This window comes from Variovorax sp. CF313 (assembly GCF_000282635.1).
Taxonomy (GTDB): Bacteria; Pseudomonadota; Gammaproteobacteria; order Burkholderiales; family Burkholderiaceae_C; genus Variovorax.
Map to the genome: position 1 here is coordinate 91,611 of NZ_AKIW01000033.1, position 15,078 is coordinate 106,688.

At 67.5% G+C, this 15,078-nt stretch carries 14 protein-coding genes; 6 read left to right on the forward strand and 8 right to left on the reverse strand.

What is annotated here, in order from left to right:
- The first annotated feature begins 41 nt into the window (after window positions 1-41).
- From PMI12_RS11005 to PMI12_RS11015, 3 genes are all read left to right on the forward strand, one after another.
- On the forward strand, window positions 42-1,376 hold the full coding sequence (locus tag PMI12_RS11005) for an aminotransferase-like domain-containing protein (RefSeq protein WP_007832141.1): 1,335 nt from the start codon (window positions 42-44) through the stop codon (window positions 1,374-1,376).
- A gap of 114 nt (window positions 1,377-1,490) precedes the next feature.
- On the forward strand, window positions 1,491-1,781 hold the full coding sequence (locus PMI12_RS11010) for a DUF1330 domain-containing protein (RefSeq protein ID WP_007832142.1): 291 nt from the start codon (window positions 1,491-1,493) through the stop codon (window positions 1,779-1,781).
- Window positions 1,782-1,834: 53 nt separating this feature from the next.
- Window positions 1,835-2,182: a GFA family protein gene (locus PMI12_RS11015; protein ID WP_007832143.1), complete on the forward strand. Its 348-nt coding sequence runs from the start codon at window positions 1,835-1,837 to the stop codon at window positions 2,180-2,182.
- Between the two features lie 298 nt (window positions 2,183-2,480).
- Here the strand turns inward: PMI12_RS11015 and PMI12_RS11020 are convergent, their stop codons facing one another.
- Entirely contained in the window at window positions 2,481-3,614 is a 1,134-nt protein-coding gene (locus PMI12_RS11020; protein ID WP_007832145.1) for a DSD1 family PLP-dependent enzyme, read from the reverse strand.
- A 72-nt stretch (window positions 3,615-3,686) separates the two neighbouring features.
- On the opposite strand from PMI12_RS11020, the gene PMI12_RS11025 reads away from it, so the two are divergent.
- On the forward strand, window positions 3,687-4,625 hold the full coding sequence (locus tag PMI12_RS11025; protein WP_007832147.1) for a LysR family transcriptional regulator: 939 nt from the start codon (window positions 3,687-3,689) through the stop codon (window positions 4,623-4,625).
- Between the two features lie 101 nt (window positions 4,626-4,726).
- Complete coding sequence (locus tag PMI12_RS11030) at window positions 4,727-4,933, forward strand: dodecin (RefSeq protein ID WP_007832149.1); 207 nt, start codon at window positions 4,727-4,729, stop codon at window positions 4,931-4,933.
- A gap of 36 nt (window positions 4,934-4,969) precedes the next feature.
- On the opposite strand, the gene PMI12_RS11035 is transcribed toward PMI12_RS11030, so the two are convergent.
- Window positions 4,970-5,464: an arsenate-mycothiol transferase ArsC gene (locus tag PMI12_RS11035; protein ID WP_007832150.1), complete on the reverse strand. Its 495-nt coding sequence runs from the start codon at window positions 5,462-5,464 to the stop codon at window positions 4,970-4,972.
- Window positions 5,465-5,549: 85 nt separating this feature from the next.
- On the opposite strand from PMI12_RS11035, the gene PMI12_RS11040 reads away from it, so the two are divergent.
- The gene (locus PMI12_RS11040) at window positions 5,550-8,249 is read left to right on the forward strand and encodes a bifunctional acetate--CoA ligase family protein/GNAT family N-acetyltransferase (protein WP_007832153.1); all 2,700 of its coding nucleotides are present in this window, start codon (window positions 5,550-5,552) and stop codon (window positions 8,247-8,249) included.
- A 137-nt stretch (window positions 8,250-8,386) separates the two neighbouring features.
- On the opposite strand, the gene PMI12_RS11045 is transcribed toward PMI12_RS11040, so the two are convergent.
- Genes PMI12_RS11045 through PMI12_RS11075 form a run of 6 tightly spaced genes read right to left on the reverse strand, consistent with a single transcriptional unit; the run spans window position 8,387 to window position 15,047 of the window.
- Window positions 8,387-9,394 carry an LLM class flavin-dependent oxidoreductase gene (locus PMI12_RS11045; protein WP_007832157.1) on the reverse strand — a complete coding sequence of 336 codons (1,008 nt, stop codon included), beginning with the start codon at window positions 9,392-9,394 and terminating at the stop codon, window positions 8,387-8,389.
- Window positions 9,391-10,335: an ABC transporter substrate-binding protein gene (locus tag PMI12_RS11050; protein WP_007832163.1), complete on the reverse strand. Its 945-nt coding sequence runs from the start codon at window positions 10,333-10,335 to the stop codon at window positions 9,391-9,393. Before PMI12_RS11050 ends, PMI12_RS11045 begins: the two co-directional genes overlap by 4 nt.
- Window positions 10,336-10,344: 9 nt before the next feature.
- Window positions 10,345-11,262, reverse strand: coding sequence for an ABC transporter substrate-binding protein (locus tag PMI12_RS11055; RefSeq protein ID WP_007832164.1), 918 nt, complete (start codon window positions 11,260-11,262; stop codon window positions 10,345-10,347).
- Between the two features lie 37 nt (window positions 11,263-11,299).
- Window positions 11,300-13,135 carry an amino acid ABC transporter permease/ATP-binding protein gene (locus tag PMI12_RS29565; RefSeq protein ID WP_007832165.1) on the reverse strand — a complete coding sequence of 612 codons (1,836 nt, stop codon included), beginning with the start codon at window positions 13,133-13,135 and terminating at the stop codon, window positions 11,300-11,302.
- On the reverse strand, window positions 13,132-13,671 hold the full coding sequence (locus tag PMI12_RS11070; RefSeq protein ID WP_042673220.1) for a GNAT family N-acetyltransferase: 540 nt from the start codon (window positions 13,669-13,671) through the stop codon (window positions 13,132-13,134). Before PMI12_RS11070 ends, PMI12_RS29565 begins: the two co-directional genes overlap by 4 nt.
- A gap of 35 nt (window positions 13,672-13,706) precedes the next feature.
- Window positions 13,707-15,047 carry an LLM class flavin-dependent oxidoreductase gene (locus tag PMI12_RS11075; RefSeq protein ID WP_007832167.1) on the reverse strand — a complete coding sequence of 447 codons (1,341 nt, stop codon included), beginning with the start codon at window positions 15,045-15,047 and terminating at the stop codon, window positions 13,707-13,709.
- Between the last annotated feature and the right edge of the window lie 31 nt (window positions 15,048-15,078).

The window sequence follows — 15,078 nt, forward strand, 5'->3', positions numbered from 1 at the left end:
CGATCAATACAATCAAAAAATTGTCATGGATACATCCCGCAATGGCCGAAGCCCGCTACAAGCAACTGGTCGATCAACTCGCTGCCGAGATCCGCGCGGGGCGCCTGCAGCCCGGCACCCGCCTGCCCACGCACCGGCGGCTGGCCGAACGCCACGGGCTGGCGCTGGTCACTGCATCGCGCGTCTATGCGGAGCTCGAGGCCATGGGGCTGGTCAGCGGCGAGGTCGGCCGCGGCACCTTCGTGCGCGAGACCGTGCGGCCTCGCGGACTGGGTATCGACCAGCAGGCCGTGGCCGCGGGCCTGGTGGACCTGAACTTCAACTACCCCTCGCTGCCCGGACAGGCCGAGCTGCTGCGCGGCGCATTGCGCCAGCTTGCCGCCGGCGGCGAACTGGAAGCGATGCTGCGCTATGCGCCCCATGGCGGCCGGATGCACGAACGCGCCTGCGTTGCGCGGCACCTCGAGTCGCGCGGGCTGGCGGCCGAACCGTCGAGAGTGCTGATCGTCGACGGCGCGCAGCACGGGTTGGCAGTGACGGTCATGGCGCTGCTGCAGCCGGGCGACGTGATCGCGGTCGATGCCCTCACCTACCCGGGCTTCAAGGTGCTCGCCGAGGCGCAGCGGCTGGAGCTGGCACCCATTCCGGCATCCGGCCAGGGACCCGACCTTGACGCGCTGGAGCGCCTGTGCACGCAGCGCCGCGTGCGGGCCGTCTACACCATGCCGACCTTGCACAACCCGCTCGGCTGGGTGATGAGTGCGAGCCGGCGCCGCCGCCTGGCCGCCATCGCGCGGCGGCACGGCCTGCTCGTCATCGAAGACGCGGCCTACGCCTTTCTGGCCGACGACCCGCCTCCCCCGCTGGCAACGCTGGCACCGGAGACGACGGTGTACGTCTCGGGCTTGTCCAAGAGCGTGGCGACCGGGCTGCGCGTGGGCTTCGTCGTGGCCCCGGAAGCCTGGGTGCCGAAGATCGAACGGTCGATCCGGGCCACGACCTGGTGCAACCCCGGCGTGACCACGGCAATCGCCTGCGCGTGGCTGGAGGACGGCACCGTCGGCCGGCTCGAATCCGAGAAACGGCACGACGCCGCGACGCGGCAGGCCATTGCCGGCGACGCGCTCGCCGGGCTGCGCTGCGTGCGCCACCCGGCGTCGTACTTCGTCTGGCTGCCCTTGCCGGAAGAAACGCGCGCCGACCGCGTCGCGGCGGCGCTGATGCGCGATGGCGTGTCGGTGTCGACGGCGGAGCCTTTTGCCGCCTCGCAGCACGTGCCGCATGCGCTGCGGCTGGCGCTCGGCTCCGTCGGGTTGGACAGCCTGCGCAGTGCATTGCAGACGGTGCGCCGGGTGATTGCGGAACAGTCCTTCTGAGAGTGCCTGCAGAGGCGACACAGCCGTTTCATCGGGGGGTGTCCATGCCGGCGAGTGGTGGCGAGGAGCCATCGCAAGCTATATTGCCTGCTCCCCAACCTGAGAGAAATCACCATGGCAAAAGCCTACTGGGTCAGTGCATACCGTGCCGTCAAGGACGCCGACAAACTTGCGGCCTACGCAAAGCTGGCCGGCCCGGCAATCACCGCCGGTGGCGGACGCTTTCTGGCGCGAGGGCTGCCGGCCCAGGTCTACGAATTCGGACTGGCCCAGCGCACCGTGTTGGTCGAATTCGACAGCATCGATCATGCGAGATCCGTTCATGACAGCCCCGACTACCAAGCGGCGCTGGCTGCACTGGGCGACGGTGCCGAACGGGATCTGCGGATCATCGAAGGGGTGTGAGCAATCCCCGGCAAGGCGAGCGCGGAATGCGCGAATTTTCTTCTGGAGGACCGATGAACTACCAAGGCAGCTGTCACTGTGGCCGGATCGCTTTCGAAGTCGAGGGCGACATCCAGGGGGCAATGGCATGCAACTGCTCGATGTGCCAGCGCAAGGGGTCGTTGTTGTGGTTCGTGCCGCACGACCGGCTCAGGCTGAAGACGCCAGCCGAGGACATGAGCAACTACATGTTCAACAAGCACGTGATCTCGCATCGCTTCTGCCCGGACTGCGGTATCCATCCCTTCGGCGAAGGCACCGATCCCAAGGGCAACAAGATGGCGGCCATCAACATCCGCTGCCTCGAGGGCATCGACCTTGAGGCGGTGCCGGTACAGCATTTCGACGGACGTTCGAAGTAAACCCGGCCCCTTGCTGCAACTGCGTCAAAGCCATTCGCACTCACAACAGGAGCGAGGGATGGAAAAGGGTGCAATCTCGGTGAGCAGAGCGGAACTGGGCGACGTTGCGCGTCCTTTCCGAGGTGTTGCACTTCACTTGGTCAGACGGCTGGGGGGTTTCCGCACCCCAGCCGTCGCCTTTTTGCCTCGCGTTCGCATCGATGCATGCGCACCGATGACCCGCTGCGAGGCGCAGCGATCGTTCATCCAGGCGGTGAGCGGAGGTGATGCCTTCCTTGCCCGCTCCGCAACGCCCGCGTCACCAACCGTGGAACCGTCCCCAGGTCTTCAGCGCGCCCTCTTCCGACAACGCGTGATATTCGGGAAACTGCGCGCCCGTCGCGCAGGCGTGGTTCGGCAGAATGCGCAACCGCGTGCCGATGGGAAAGCGCGCCGCGATGTCCGCGTCCGGCGCGCCTTCGCGCGAAAGGATGCCGTGCTCCTGGTTGGCACCGCTGAGCACGTAGCCATCCAGCACCTTGCCGTCGATACCGCAGACCTGCCCGTAACCGAAGTCGCGCTTCTGCTTCTGCGTGCCGCGGTCGCGGCTCATGGCCATCCAGCCCGCGTCGACGATGGCCCAGCCCTTTTCGGCCTGGTGGCCAATCACCGTGGTGAGCACGCTCAAGGCAATGTCGGCCTCGGTGCACACGCCGACGTTGCGCATCACGAGGTCGAAGAACACGTACACGCCGGCCCGCACCTCGGTCACGCCATCGAGCGCCTGGGCCATCAGCGCCGTGGGCGTGGAGCCGACGCTGACCGCGGGACATGGCAGGCCCGCGCCGCGCAGACGCTGTGCGGCGCGCACACAGCCCGAGCGCTCCTGTTCGGCCATCGCCCTCAGGGCTTCTGGCGTGTCCAGCTCGTAGCTGGAACCGGCATGGGTCATCACGCCGCCAAGGCGCATGCCGCCGTCGTGCAGCGCGTGTGCCACGTCGAGCAGCGCGTCTTCCTCGGGGCGGATGCCGCTGCGGTGGCCGTCAGTGTCGACCTCGATCAGCACGTCGAACACTTCGCCGTTCGCGCGGCCGAACGCGGCAATCGCCCGCGCCGATTCCACGCTGTCGGTGATGATGCCGAGCGCACAGCCTCGCCGGCGCAGGTCCAGCGCATGCGGCAGCCGGTGCGGCGCCATGCCGACGGCATAGAGGATGTCGGTGAAGCCCCCGGCGAAGAACTGCTCGGCCTCCTTCAGCGTGGAAACGGTGATGCCCTGCGCGCCCGCGTCGCGCTGCGCCTTGGCAACGTCGATGCATTTGCTGGTCTTCACGTGCGGGCGAAAGCGCACGCCGAGCTCGTTCATGCGCTGCTGCATGCGCGCGATGTTGTGCTGCATGCGCGCCTGTTCGATGAGGGCGGCGGGTGTGTCGATGGTGGAAAGGGTACTCATGGCCACCGACTGTACGTTTCAAGGCCGTGCCTGTGCTTCAATGCACGGTCATCAATCGTTAAGCAGAAGTTAATGATCCAGATCGAGGACATGCAGCTCGCCGCCGCCCTTTTGCGCGAACCCTCACTGAGCGCGGCGGCCCGCGCGCTCGACGTGACGCCACCCGCGCTGTCGATGCGGCTGCGCAAGCTCGAAGCCGCGTTGGGCCTGTCGCTCGCCACCCGCACCGCACGGCGGCTGAGCCTCACGCCAGAAGGCGAGCGCTTCGCGCGCGAGGCCGCCGCGCTGCTCGGGCAGATCGAGGGCCTGCGCGAATCGATGCAGCGCGACGACCGGCGGCTCACCGGCGCGCTGCGCATCGCCGCGCCCTTCGGCTACGGCCGGCAGTACATCGCGCCAATGCTGGCGCGCTTCGCCCGGCTGCATCCGGGGCTGCGCGTGCAGCTCGACCTGCGCGAAACCCCGTGGCCCGACCGGCACGACGCCGACGCCGTGATCCACATCGGCACGGTGCGCGATTCTTCATGGGTGGCGCGCACGCTGAGCGCCAACGAGCGCTGGCTGTGCGCGAGCCCGGACTACCTGCGCCTGCACGGCGTGCCGCGTGCACCGCGCGATGTGCTGGCGCACGGCTGCATCTGCATCCGGGAGAACGACGAAGACGTGACGCTGTGGCACGTGCGTCCGGCCAAAGGCGCAGCGGGGTCATCGGGCAAGCGGTCGGCCGCGCGAGAGACGCTGCGCATCTCGCCCGCCTACGTCACCAACGATGGCGGCGTGGCCCGGCAATGGGCCGAGCAAGGCATGGGCCTCGTGCTGCGTTCCGAATGGGACGCGGCCGACGCCGTCGCGCGCGGCACGCTGGTGCGCGTGCTGGCCGACTGGCAGTTCGACAGTGCACCGGTCACGCTGCTGGTACCGAGCCGCAAGGGCCGCACGGCGCGCGTGCAGGCCGTCGTCGGGTTCCTGGTCGAGAGCTTCGGGGATGCGGGAAAGCAGCTGGGCGCATAGCGATAGCCGGATTCGTCCACTGCCGCCCGCAACAGGACTACGATGTTTTGCGGCCGCCTTGCCGCCGCTGTCCAACCAACAACCTGAAGGAGACCGATCCCATGTCCAACCATGTCTACAAATCGCTCGAACTGACGGGCTCCTCGCCGACGGGCATCGAAGATGCCGTGCAGGTGGCCATCGCCAAGGCGCACGAGACGGTGCGCAACATCCAGTGGTTCACCGTGACCGAGACACGTGGGCATGTGGTCGACGGCAAGGTGGCGCACTGGCAAGTGACGCTGAAGATCGGCTTCACGCTGGAGTGAAGCGACGGACGCGGGGCGCCACGCTGCGCAGGCCCGCTAGCGCAAGTACCCCAGGTCCCGCAGGTCGGAGCGCACGGCCGAGCGATCCACCCCTTGTATCGGCAGGCTCACGAGCAGTTCCAGCCGGCGGCGCAGCGAGAACAGCATCTGGATCGCGTCGTGCGCGATCTTGTCGAGGTCGCTGCCATCGGCCACGTCCGGGTAGGCCCACAACGCCGCGTCGGGCTGGCCGGGCCATGGCGGCTGGCGGGATTCGGTGGTCGCATCCAGCGTGATGACGAAGTCTGCCGCCGCTGCATTCGCGCGCACCAGTTCGTCCCAGCTGCGCGGCGGCCGCAGCGGCACGGGGATGCTCGTGCTCTTCAATGCGGCGACGGCGGCGGGATGGAACTCGCGGGCGACCTGCCCGGGTTGACCGCAGGAAGATGCCGAGAACCGCTTCGGGTCCAGGTGCGCGAGGCACGCTTCGGCCAGGATGCTGCGTAATGAATTTCGTCGCGAGACGAAGATCACGCCGATACGTTTTTGCATGGAACCTTGACTATAGCCAAGCGCGCTGAATCCGTCCTGACCACCGCACTGCACAACGGCCGGCGAACGGTGCAGACTTGGGGGCATGGACAAGCACTTTCTGAACCCGCTTTTCGCGCCCGCCTCCATCGTGGCCTTCGTCGGCCACGCCGACGATCCGGGCGGCCAGACTCCGGCGGGCCACACGCTGCGCGAGGCCTTTCGCACCGACCGCTTCGACGGCACATTGCGCTTTCTGGACGTGCGCACCAAGGGCACGCTCGAAGAGTTGGCCCAGACCCACGCCGACCTCGCATTGATCGCGCTGGCGCCGCGCGACGTGGCGGCCGCGCTTGAAATCGCAGGGCGCATCGGCTGCACGGCGGCAGCGGTTCTTTCGAGCGGCATCGGCGCGGACCAGGCGGCTCAGTGGCGCAAGATCGCGCAGCGCGAAGGGGTGCATCTGCTGGGGCCGAACTCGCTCGGTTTCCAGCGGCCGCTACTGCATCTGAATGCGAGTGCAGCCGGTCCGCTGGCCAGGCCGGGGCCGCTCGCGCTGGTGTCGCAATCGGGGGCGCTCACGGCCTCGATGCTCGACTGGGCGCGGCAGAACGGCGTCGGTTTTTCCAGCGTGGTGTCGCTGGGCCCGCACACCTCGGTCGACATTCCGCAGGTGCTCGACTTCCTCGCCAACGACCGGGCCACGCACAGCATCATCGTGTACCTCGAGGGCATTGCCGACGCGCGCCGCTTCATGAGCGCGCTGCGCTCGGCCTCGCATGCCAAGCCGGTGGTGGTGCTCAAGGCCGGCCGCAAGCCCGCGGGCAACGAGGCAGCGCAGACACACAGCGCGGCCATCGTGGGCAGCGACGACGTGTTCGATTCCGCCTTGCGCCGCGCGGGCGCCGTGCGCGTGCGTTCCTTCGTCGAACTGTTCTCGGCCGCCAAGTGCCTGGCTTCGCGCTATCGCCCCGTGGGCAAGCGGCTTGCGGTGGTCACCAACGGCGGCGGCCCCGGTGTGCTGGCGGCCGACTGGATCAACGAGATCGGGCTCGACCTGGGCAAGCTCTCCGCACCGGCGCAGAAAGTGCTGCAGCCCGCCCTGCCCCCGCTCGCCTCGCTGGCCGACCTGATCGACCTTTCTGAAGAGGCCCTGCCCGCGCACTACCGCGCCGCCATCGACGCAGCCTCGGCCGACAGCCAGGTCGACGGCGTGCTCGCCATCTTCTCGCCCAAGGCCGGCGCCGACGCGGCCGCCACCGCGAAAGCGCTGGCGGACATTCCGCGGCCGATGAACAAGCCGCTGCTGGCCTGCTGGATGGGCGACTCTTCCGTCGGCAAGGCGCGCTCGGTGCTGGCCGAGGCAACCATCCCGAGCTTTCGCACGCCAGAGGCCGCGGTGGGCGCCTTCGGCAACATCGCGGCCTTCTACCAGAACCAGCAGTTGCTGCAGCAGACGCCGCCGCCGCTGTCGGCGCTGGCCAAGCCCGACATCGAGGGCGCGCGCCTGCTGATCGAAAGCGTGCTGGCCGAGCGGCGCCGTGTGTTGACGGAGATGGAATCGAAGTCGCTGCTGTCGTCCTTCCACATTCCGATCACGCGCACGCTGCTCGCGCGCAGCGCCAGCGAGGCGATGATGATCGCGACGCAGCTTGGCTTTCCGGTGGCGCTGAAGATCGATTCGCCCGACATCCCGCACAAGTCGGACGTCGAGGGCGTCGCGCTCAACGTGATGAACGGCACCGGCGCGCGCGACACCTACATCGAGATGATGGAGCGCGTGGCCCGCCTCGCGCCCGAGGCGCGCATCAACGGCGTGACCGTGCAGAAGATGGTGCGGGCGCGGCGCGGCCGCGAGATCTACGTGGGCATGGTGACCGACGAACCCTTCGGCCCGGTCATCGTCTTCGGTGCGGGAGGCACCATGATCGAGCTGCTGAACGACCGCGCGATGGAGCTGCCGCCGCTCAACCAGTTTCTCGCGCACCGGCTCATCGAGCGCTCGCGCGTGGCGCAGACGCTGGGTGAATGGCGCGGCGCGAGTGCCGTGAACATGGAAGCGATCGAAGACGTGCTGCTGCGCGTGTCTGAAATGGTGTGCGAGCTGCCCGAGCTGCGCGAGATGGATATCAACCCGATCATCGTGGACGAGTCGGGCGCGGTGTCCGTCGATGCGCGCATCGTGATCGGCAGCAGCACGCAGGCGGCGGCGGGCCACCTGGGCAACGGCTACCAGCACCTGGCGATCATGCCGTACCCCGCGCGCTACCGGCGCGAGTGGCCCCTGCCGGGCACCGGCGGCGGCACCTACATCGTGCGGCCGGTACACCCCAACGACGCCCAGATGCTGCAGGCGCTGGTGCAGGGCCTGTCGCCCGAGAGCCGCTGGTTCCGCTTCGTCTCGCGCTTCCACGAACTGCCGCCGTCGATGCTGTCGCGCTTCACGCTGATCGACTACGACCGCGAGATGGCGCTGGTGGCGGTGATGCTGGAGCGCAGCGTGTCGCCCGAAGGCACCGTGCTCGAGAGCGAGCACATCGTGGGGGTGTCGCGCTACGTCACCAACCCCGACCAGACCAGCTGCGAGTTCTCGCTGGTGGTGGCCGACGAGTTCAGCGGCAAGGGCATCGGCTCGCGGCTGATGGAAAGCATCATCGACGTGGCGCGCGACAAGGGCCTTGCGGAAATCGACGGGCTGGTGCTGGCCAACAACCCCGACATGCTGAAGCTGGTGCGGCGGCTGGGCTTCACGGTGAAGCCCTTCCCCGAGGACCCGGACTTCAAGCTCGTGACTTACATGCTGTAGGGCTCGCCTTCTCTTGAAAAAAAACGGGCCGAAGGCCCGTTGAAAAGTCGCCCGTCGAATTGCAGAAAGCGCAACCCGACTCCGACTCACCTCGAACTCAATGCCTCAGGGTCTCCCCTCTCTCTCCATCCTCCAGTTCAAAGCGCCCGCCAACCGAGTTCCGGCGCGATGCGGCCAGACAAGTCGGTCAGGATCTGTTCGTATTCCGCACCGCTGAAGTTGTAGGGCAGCTCCACACGCAATTCGCTCACATGCGGCAGCACCGGGTCGTGCCGCAGGCGCTCCAGGATTTCGTCGGAGGTACCCACAAGGTCGCCCGCGAACAGCGTGCGCCGCTCGCCCTGCGGCGTCAGCGTGCGTTCGACGCGGCCGGCCGCAAACTCGCGGTAGCGCTTGCGCGTGGCGGCATCGGCGCTATCGAGCGGCACGATCACGCGGCCCAGCGCCACCCTGCCCCTGCGCCCATCCGCTTCGCTGGCGCGATAGCGCTCGACGAGGCCCAGCTGCGCCTGCAAAAAGTCGTCGGTGGTCTCGCCCGACAGCACATTGCCCAGCAGCAGGTTGAACGCATTGCGTCCCGCCCACTCGACCGAGCGCAACGAACCGCCGCCGTACCAGAGCCGGTCGGTCAAGCCCTGTGGGTACGGTTGAATGCGCGGCCGAACGCGACCGCCGGCCGACTCGACAAAAGTCTGCTCATCGCCAAGCAGCGTGTCCTCCAGGTTGGCCTTGAGCCGCCCGACGCGCTTGTGCGTGAAGTCGATGGTGTTCGGCGCCGCGTCGTAGAAGCGGTTGCCCAAGAGCGCGCCATGCTGCGGCGCGCCCGCGCTCAGGCCCACCTGCAGCCGGCCGCGCGAGAGCACGTCGACCGTGGCGAGGTCTTCGGCAAGCCGGAACGGATTCTCGTAGCCCATCTGGATCACTGCCGCGCCCAGCTCGATGCGACGCGCACGCTGCGTTGCGGCGGCCAGGAAGGTCGCGGCCGACGACACGCCGCGCTCCAGGTGCCGCTGCCGCACCCATGCACCGTTGAAGCCGAGCTTCTCGCCGAATTCGAAGAGCTTCAGCGCGGCTTCGAGTCCGGTGTGCGGATCGCCCTCGGCGTAGTTGCCGGGCGTGAGGAATGCAAGATGGCGGATGCTCATGGCGCGAACTTCGGCAAACCGGGCGGGTTGGTCTCCGACTTCGGCAAGGCTTCTTCCACGAGGCTCCAGCGCGCCAGGGCCTTGGCGTAGGTGCCGTTGCGGATCAGGCCATTGGCCGCGGTGGTCAGCGCCACCGCGAGGCCGCTGCCCTTGCGCGTGGCAATGGCCACGTCCGACTTCAGCGGCCAGCCCGCGTTGACCGTTCCGACCAACCGGATCTGCCCGTTCTTCGCAGCCTCATAGGCCTGCGGCGCATTCGGATTGAAGTTGGCATCGACCCGCTTGGTGACCACCGCCAGCGTGCGCGTCACATCATCGTCGTAGTACTGGATCTCGACGGGCTTCAAACCCGCCGCAACGTTCTGCCGGTTCCACTCGAGCAGGATGCGCTCCTGGTTGGTGCCGGCGCCGGTCGTCAGCTTGAGGCCCGCCACGTCCTTCGGCTCCTTGATCGACTTGATCGCGCTGTCGGTGCGCACATAGAAGCCATGCAGGCCGAGGCGGTAGGTCGAGAAGTCGAACTTCTCCTTGCGCTGCTCTGTCACGCCCACGTTGGAGATCACCGCGTCGTACTTACCCGAGCTCAGGCCCAGCGGCCAGTCGGCCCAGGCGATGGGCTGCAGGTCGAGCTTCAGGCCCAGCGCATCGGCGATGAGCAGCGCGAAGTCGGCGTCGAAGCCGACGACCGTCCTCGCGTCGGTGGCGTAGGTCGAGATGGGTGGGGCGAACGGCGCAATGGCGACGGTCAGCACGCCTTCCTTCACGAATCTGAAGCTCGGTGGAATGGCATTGACGGCTTCCGCGTCCTTGCCGGCGCGCAGACGGCTGCGCTGTTCGGGGCTGAAGTCGAACTTGTCGGCAGCCTGCACCGCGCCGGCAACCAGCGCGAGTGCGACGAAGCTGCGGGCGATCCAGGCGCCCGGTGCGTACTTGAAAGTCATGCCCGTCGCTCAGTTCTTCGGCAGGCCTGGCGGATTGGTGCGCGAGGCCTCGATGGCTTCGGAATTCAGATTCCAGCGCGAAAGCGCCTTGGCGTAGTTGCCGTTCCTGATCTGCGCGTTCAGTGCGAGCGTGATGGCGTCCGCAATGCCCGAGCCCTTGCGTGAAGTGACTGCAATCTCGGCGTTCTGCGGCCAGCCGCCGGAGAACACACCCGCGAGCTTCGTCTTGCCGTCGCGCGCCTCATAGGCCGCGATGGCGTTCGGGCCCACGTACGCATCGGCGCGGCCCGACTGGATCGCCAGCCGCTGCACCACATCGTCGTCGTAGTACTGGATCTCGACCGGCTTCAGCCCGGCCGCCACGTTCTGCTTGTTCCAGCGCAGCAGGATCTGCTCCTGGTTGGTGCTGGCCGACACGATCACCTTCAGACCCGCGATGTCCTTCGGCTCCTTGATGGCGCCAAGCTTGCTGTCGGACTTCACGTAGATGCCGATCTGGTCGTTGCGGTAAGTGGAGAAGTCGAACTTCTCCTTGCGCTCCTCGGTCACTGTCACGTTGGACACCACCACGTCGAACTTGCCCGACTGCAGGCCCAGCGGCCAATCGGCCCAGGCGGTGGACACCAGCTCCAGCTTGCGGCCGAGGCTGTCGGCCACCAGCTGGGCGATGTCGGGGGCGTTGCCCACGGGCGTCTTCGTGTCGGTCGCATAGGCCGCGAACGGCAGGCGGCCGGTGGTCGTGCCGACGACGAACACGCCCTCCTTCTGGAACTTGAAGTCCTTCGCGAGCTTGACGGCCTCGTCGAGCTTCTGCGCGCGCGGCCGGCCGGCCTGCTCGGGGCTCAGGTCGGCGGCGGGTTGCGCCAGGGCAGCCAGGGGCAGCAACGTCGCCAGAAGAGCGGACAGGATGTTTCGTCGATGGGTCATGAAGAGCGATGCAGTAGAGAAAGAAAAGGATGAGGAATCAAAGAACCTTGGCCAGGAACTCGGCCGTGCGCGGATGCTCCGGCGCGTTGAACACCTTGTCGGGCGTGCCGGTTTCGAGAATGCGGCCGCGCTCCATGAAGACGATGGTGTCGGCCACCTCGCGCGCAAAACCGATCTCGTGCGTCACGATGACCAGCGTGGTGCCCGAGCACGCCAGCTCCTTGATGACGGCCAGCACCTCGCCCACAAGCTCGGGGTCGAGCGCCGAGGTGGGCTCGTCGAACAGCAGCACCTTGGGCTTGAGCGCGAGCGCGCGCGCGATGGCCACGCGCTGCTGCTGGCCGCCGGAAAGCTGGCGCGGATAGGCATGCGTCTTGTCGCCCAGGCCCACGCGCCCCAGCAGCTCGGAGGCCAGTGCCTCGGCTTCGGCGCGCGGCAGGCCGCGCACCGACACCGGCGCCTCGACGATGTTCTCCAGCACCGTGAGGTGCGGGAACAGGTTGAAGTTCTGGAACACCATGCCCACATCAACGCGGCGCTTGAGGATTTCCTTCTCGTGCAGCTCGTAGAGCGTGTCCGCGTCGCGGCGGTAGCCGATGAGTTCGCCGTCGATGGCAATGAAGCCGTCGTCCACGCGCTCCAGGTGATTGATGACCCGCAGCAGCGTCGACTTGCCCGAGCCCGACTGGCCGAGGATGACCGTCACGCTGCCCTGACCCACGGTGAGCGTCACGTCGTCGAGTACCTTGAGCGTGCCGAAGCTCTTCGAAACGCCGTGGATCGTGACCTCGCCGCCCCGCGTGAGCGGATCGGTCCAGCGCGGCACCTGCGCGGGGGCGTCGGCGGCGACCGGCGCTCCGGTCACGGGTGCCACGGTCGGCGCCTTCGATCGCCACAGGCCGCGCACCACGCCACCGAGCCACGAACGCGGCGGATGGCGCAGCGCGCCGCGCGAAAAATACCGCTCGATGTAGTGCTGCGCCACCGACAGCACCGTGAGGATGATGAGGTACCACACCGTCGCCACCATCAACAGCGGAATCACTTCGAGGTTGCGCCGGTAGATGATCTGGATCGTGTAGAACAGCTCGGGCAGCGCCAGGATGTAGAGGTTCGACGTGCCCTTGGCCAGCCCGATGATGTCGTTGAAGGCCGTCGGCAAGATCGTGCGCATCGCCTGCGGCAGCACGATACGCAGCGACTGCCTTCCGCGCGACAGCCCCAGTGCAGCCGCCGCTTCGAGCTGCCCCTGCTCCACCGAAAGGATGCCGCCGCGCACGATCTCCGAGGCAAAGGCCGCCTGGTTCAGCGTGAGGCCCAGCAGTGCCGCCACGAACGGGCTGATCAGCTGCGTGGTCGGGTACGAGAAGAAGGTGACGTCGGTGCCCGGAATGCCCAGCGCTACGGTCTCGTAGAGGTAGCCGAGGTTGTTGATGATCAGCAGCAGCACGATCACCGGAATCGACCGGAAGATCCACGTGAACACCCATGACAGCCGCGCCAGCAGCGGCGAGCGGGAGACGCGTGCCAGCGCCAGCCCGGTGCCGAAAAAGAAGCCGAGCAACGCGCCCAGCGCCGTCAGCAGCAGCGTGCGGCCCAGCCCTTCGAGCACCGGCTGCGCAAAGAACCATTCGGCGAACACGCCCCAGCCCCAGCGCGGGTTGGTGAGCGTCGAATGCAGCACGATGCCGATGACCGCCACGGCAAAGATGGTGCCGGCCGTGCGGGCCGGGTACTTCGCCGGCACGACGCGGAAGTGCGAGTAGTCGCCCTTGGCGGGTGCTGGCGCTGCTGCCGCGCGCTGCGGTTGAGGCACGCGAACGGGCGCGGGGCTGCGCGGCTCGCTGCCGGCGTCGAGAACGGTCGTGTTCATCGCTGTACCGCCTCGGCTCGTTGCGCGGCCGGACGGCCGTGATGGCGCCCCGTGTCCAGGTGCTTCTCGAAAGGCAGCTTGCGCGGCGTTTCGGGGTCGATGGGCGGATCGAACAGCGCCGTGTAGCCATGGCCGAGGTACAGGCCCACGGCCTCGGGCTGGCGAAAGCCCGTCGTCAGGTAGATGCGCTCGTAGCCCTGCCGCAGCACCTGCGCCTCCAGCTCGGCAAGCACCTTGCCGGCCAGACCCTGCCGCCGCAGTGGGCCGTGCGTCCACACGCGCTTGAGTTCCGCCGTGCGCTCGTCATGGCGCATGAAGGCGCCACCGCCGATGGCGATGCCGTCCCGCAGCAGCAGCACGAAGTTGCCGCCGTGCGACGGCGCAAACACCTCGGCCGGATAGCGGTCTATCTCGCGCGGCGCGCCGGGCTCGCGCAGCACGTCGCCATAGCGGCTGTCGTACTCGAACGAAAGGCCTTCGAGCAACGGCTTCGCGCGCGGGTCGAGCGGCGTGGTGTAGAGGAAGTGTTCGTTCATGCGGTTCGTCTCCGTCTCCTTGTGGTTCTTTCCCATCAGGCGACCTTCTTTTTCGCGGCGGGCGCGTCGTCTTGCGCGGCGTAGCGGCTCGCCTTGCGTGGCAGTCCCAGGTGGTCGCGCAGGGTGACGCCAGGCAGTTCTCGCTGGTAGCGCCCGCGCGCCTCCAGCACCGGAATCACGAACTCGATGAAGTCGTCCAGGCCCTGCCCCAGCACCGGGAAACCGAGGATGAAGCCATCGGCCGCGCCCTCGTCCACCCAGCGGATGATCTCGTCGGCGATGCGCTCGCCGGTGCCTACAAACTGCGTGCGCGGCGTGGCCACTTCGAGCGCCACTTCGCGCAAGGTCTGGCCCTTGGCCTTCGCGTTGGCCTTGATGCGGTCGGTGGTCGAGCGAAAACTGTTGCGGCCGATTTCGCCCAGCTCGGGGAACGGCGCGTCCAGCGGGTACTGGCCGAAGTCGTGATGATCGAAGAAGCGACCCAGGTAGGCCAGCGCCTCCTCCACCGTCAGCAGCTCGCGGATGGCGCGGTACTTGGCCTCGGCTTCTTCCTCGGTGGCCGCGACCACGGGACCGATGCCGGGGAATATCTTCACGTCGTCGGCCTGACGGCCCTGCGCGACCGCACTGGCCTTCACCTGCCGCAGGAAGCTGCGCGTGTCTTCCAGCGAAGGTGAATGCGTGAACACCGCGTCCGCATACTTGCCCGCGAGACCGACACCCGCGTCCGACGATCCGGCCTGGAAAATCACCGGCTGGCCCTGCGGCGAGCGCTGGATGTTCAGCGGGCCCGATACCTGGAAGAAGCGCCCCTTGTGGTCCAGCGTGTGGAGCTTCTCGCGCTCGAAGAACTGGCCGGTCTCGCGGTTGCGCGCGAAGGCATCGTCGTCCCAGCTGTCCCACAGGCCCTGCGTGACGGCAAGGTACTCGTCGGCGATCTCGTAGCGCAGCGCGTGCTCGGGGTGGCTGCGGCTGTAGTTCTTCGCGCTGCCTTCGAGCGGGGTGGTCACCACGTTCCAGCCCGCGCGGCCGCCGCTGATCAGGTCGAGCGAGGCGAACTGGCGCGCCACCGTGAACGGGTCGCTGTACGAACTGGAAACGGTACCCGCGAGGCCGATCTTCGAGGTCACGGTGGCGAGAGCCGAAAGAATCGAGATCGGCTCGAAGCGGTTGAGGAAATGCGGGATCGACTTCTCGTTGATGTAGAGCCCGTCCGCCACGAATGCGAAGGCGATGCCGGCCGCTTCGGCCCTCTGCGCGGTGCGCACGAAAAAGTCGAGGTTGACGCTGGCGTCGGCCGGCCCGCCCGGATGCTTCCATGAATTCATGTGGCTGCCGGCACCCTGCAGCATGACGCCGAACTTGATGTTGCTCATGACGATCGTTCTTGTGAGGTTGAAGGAAAGG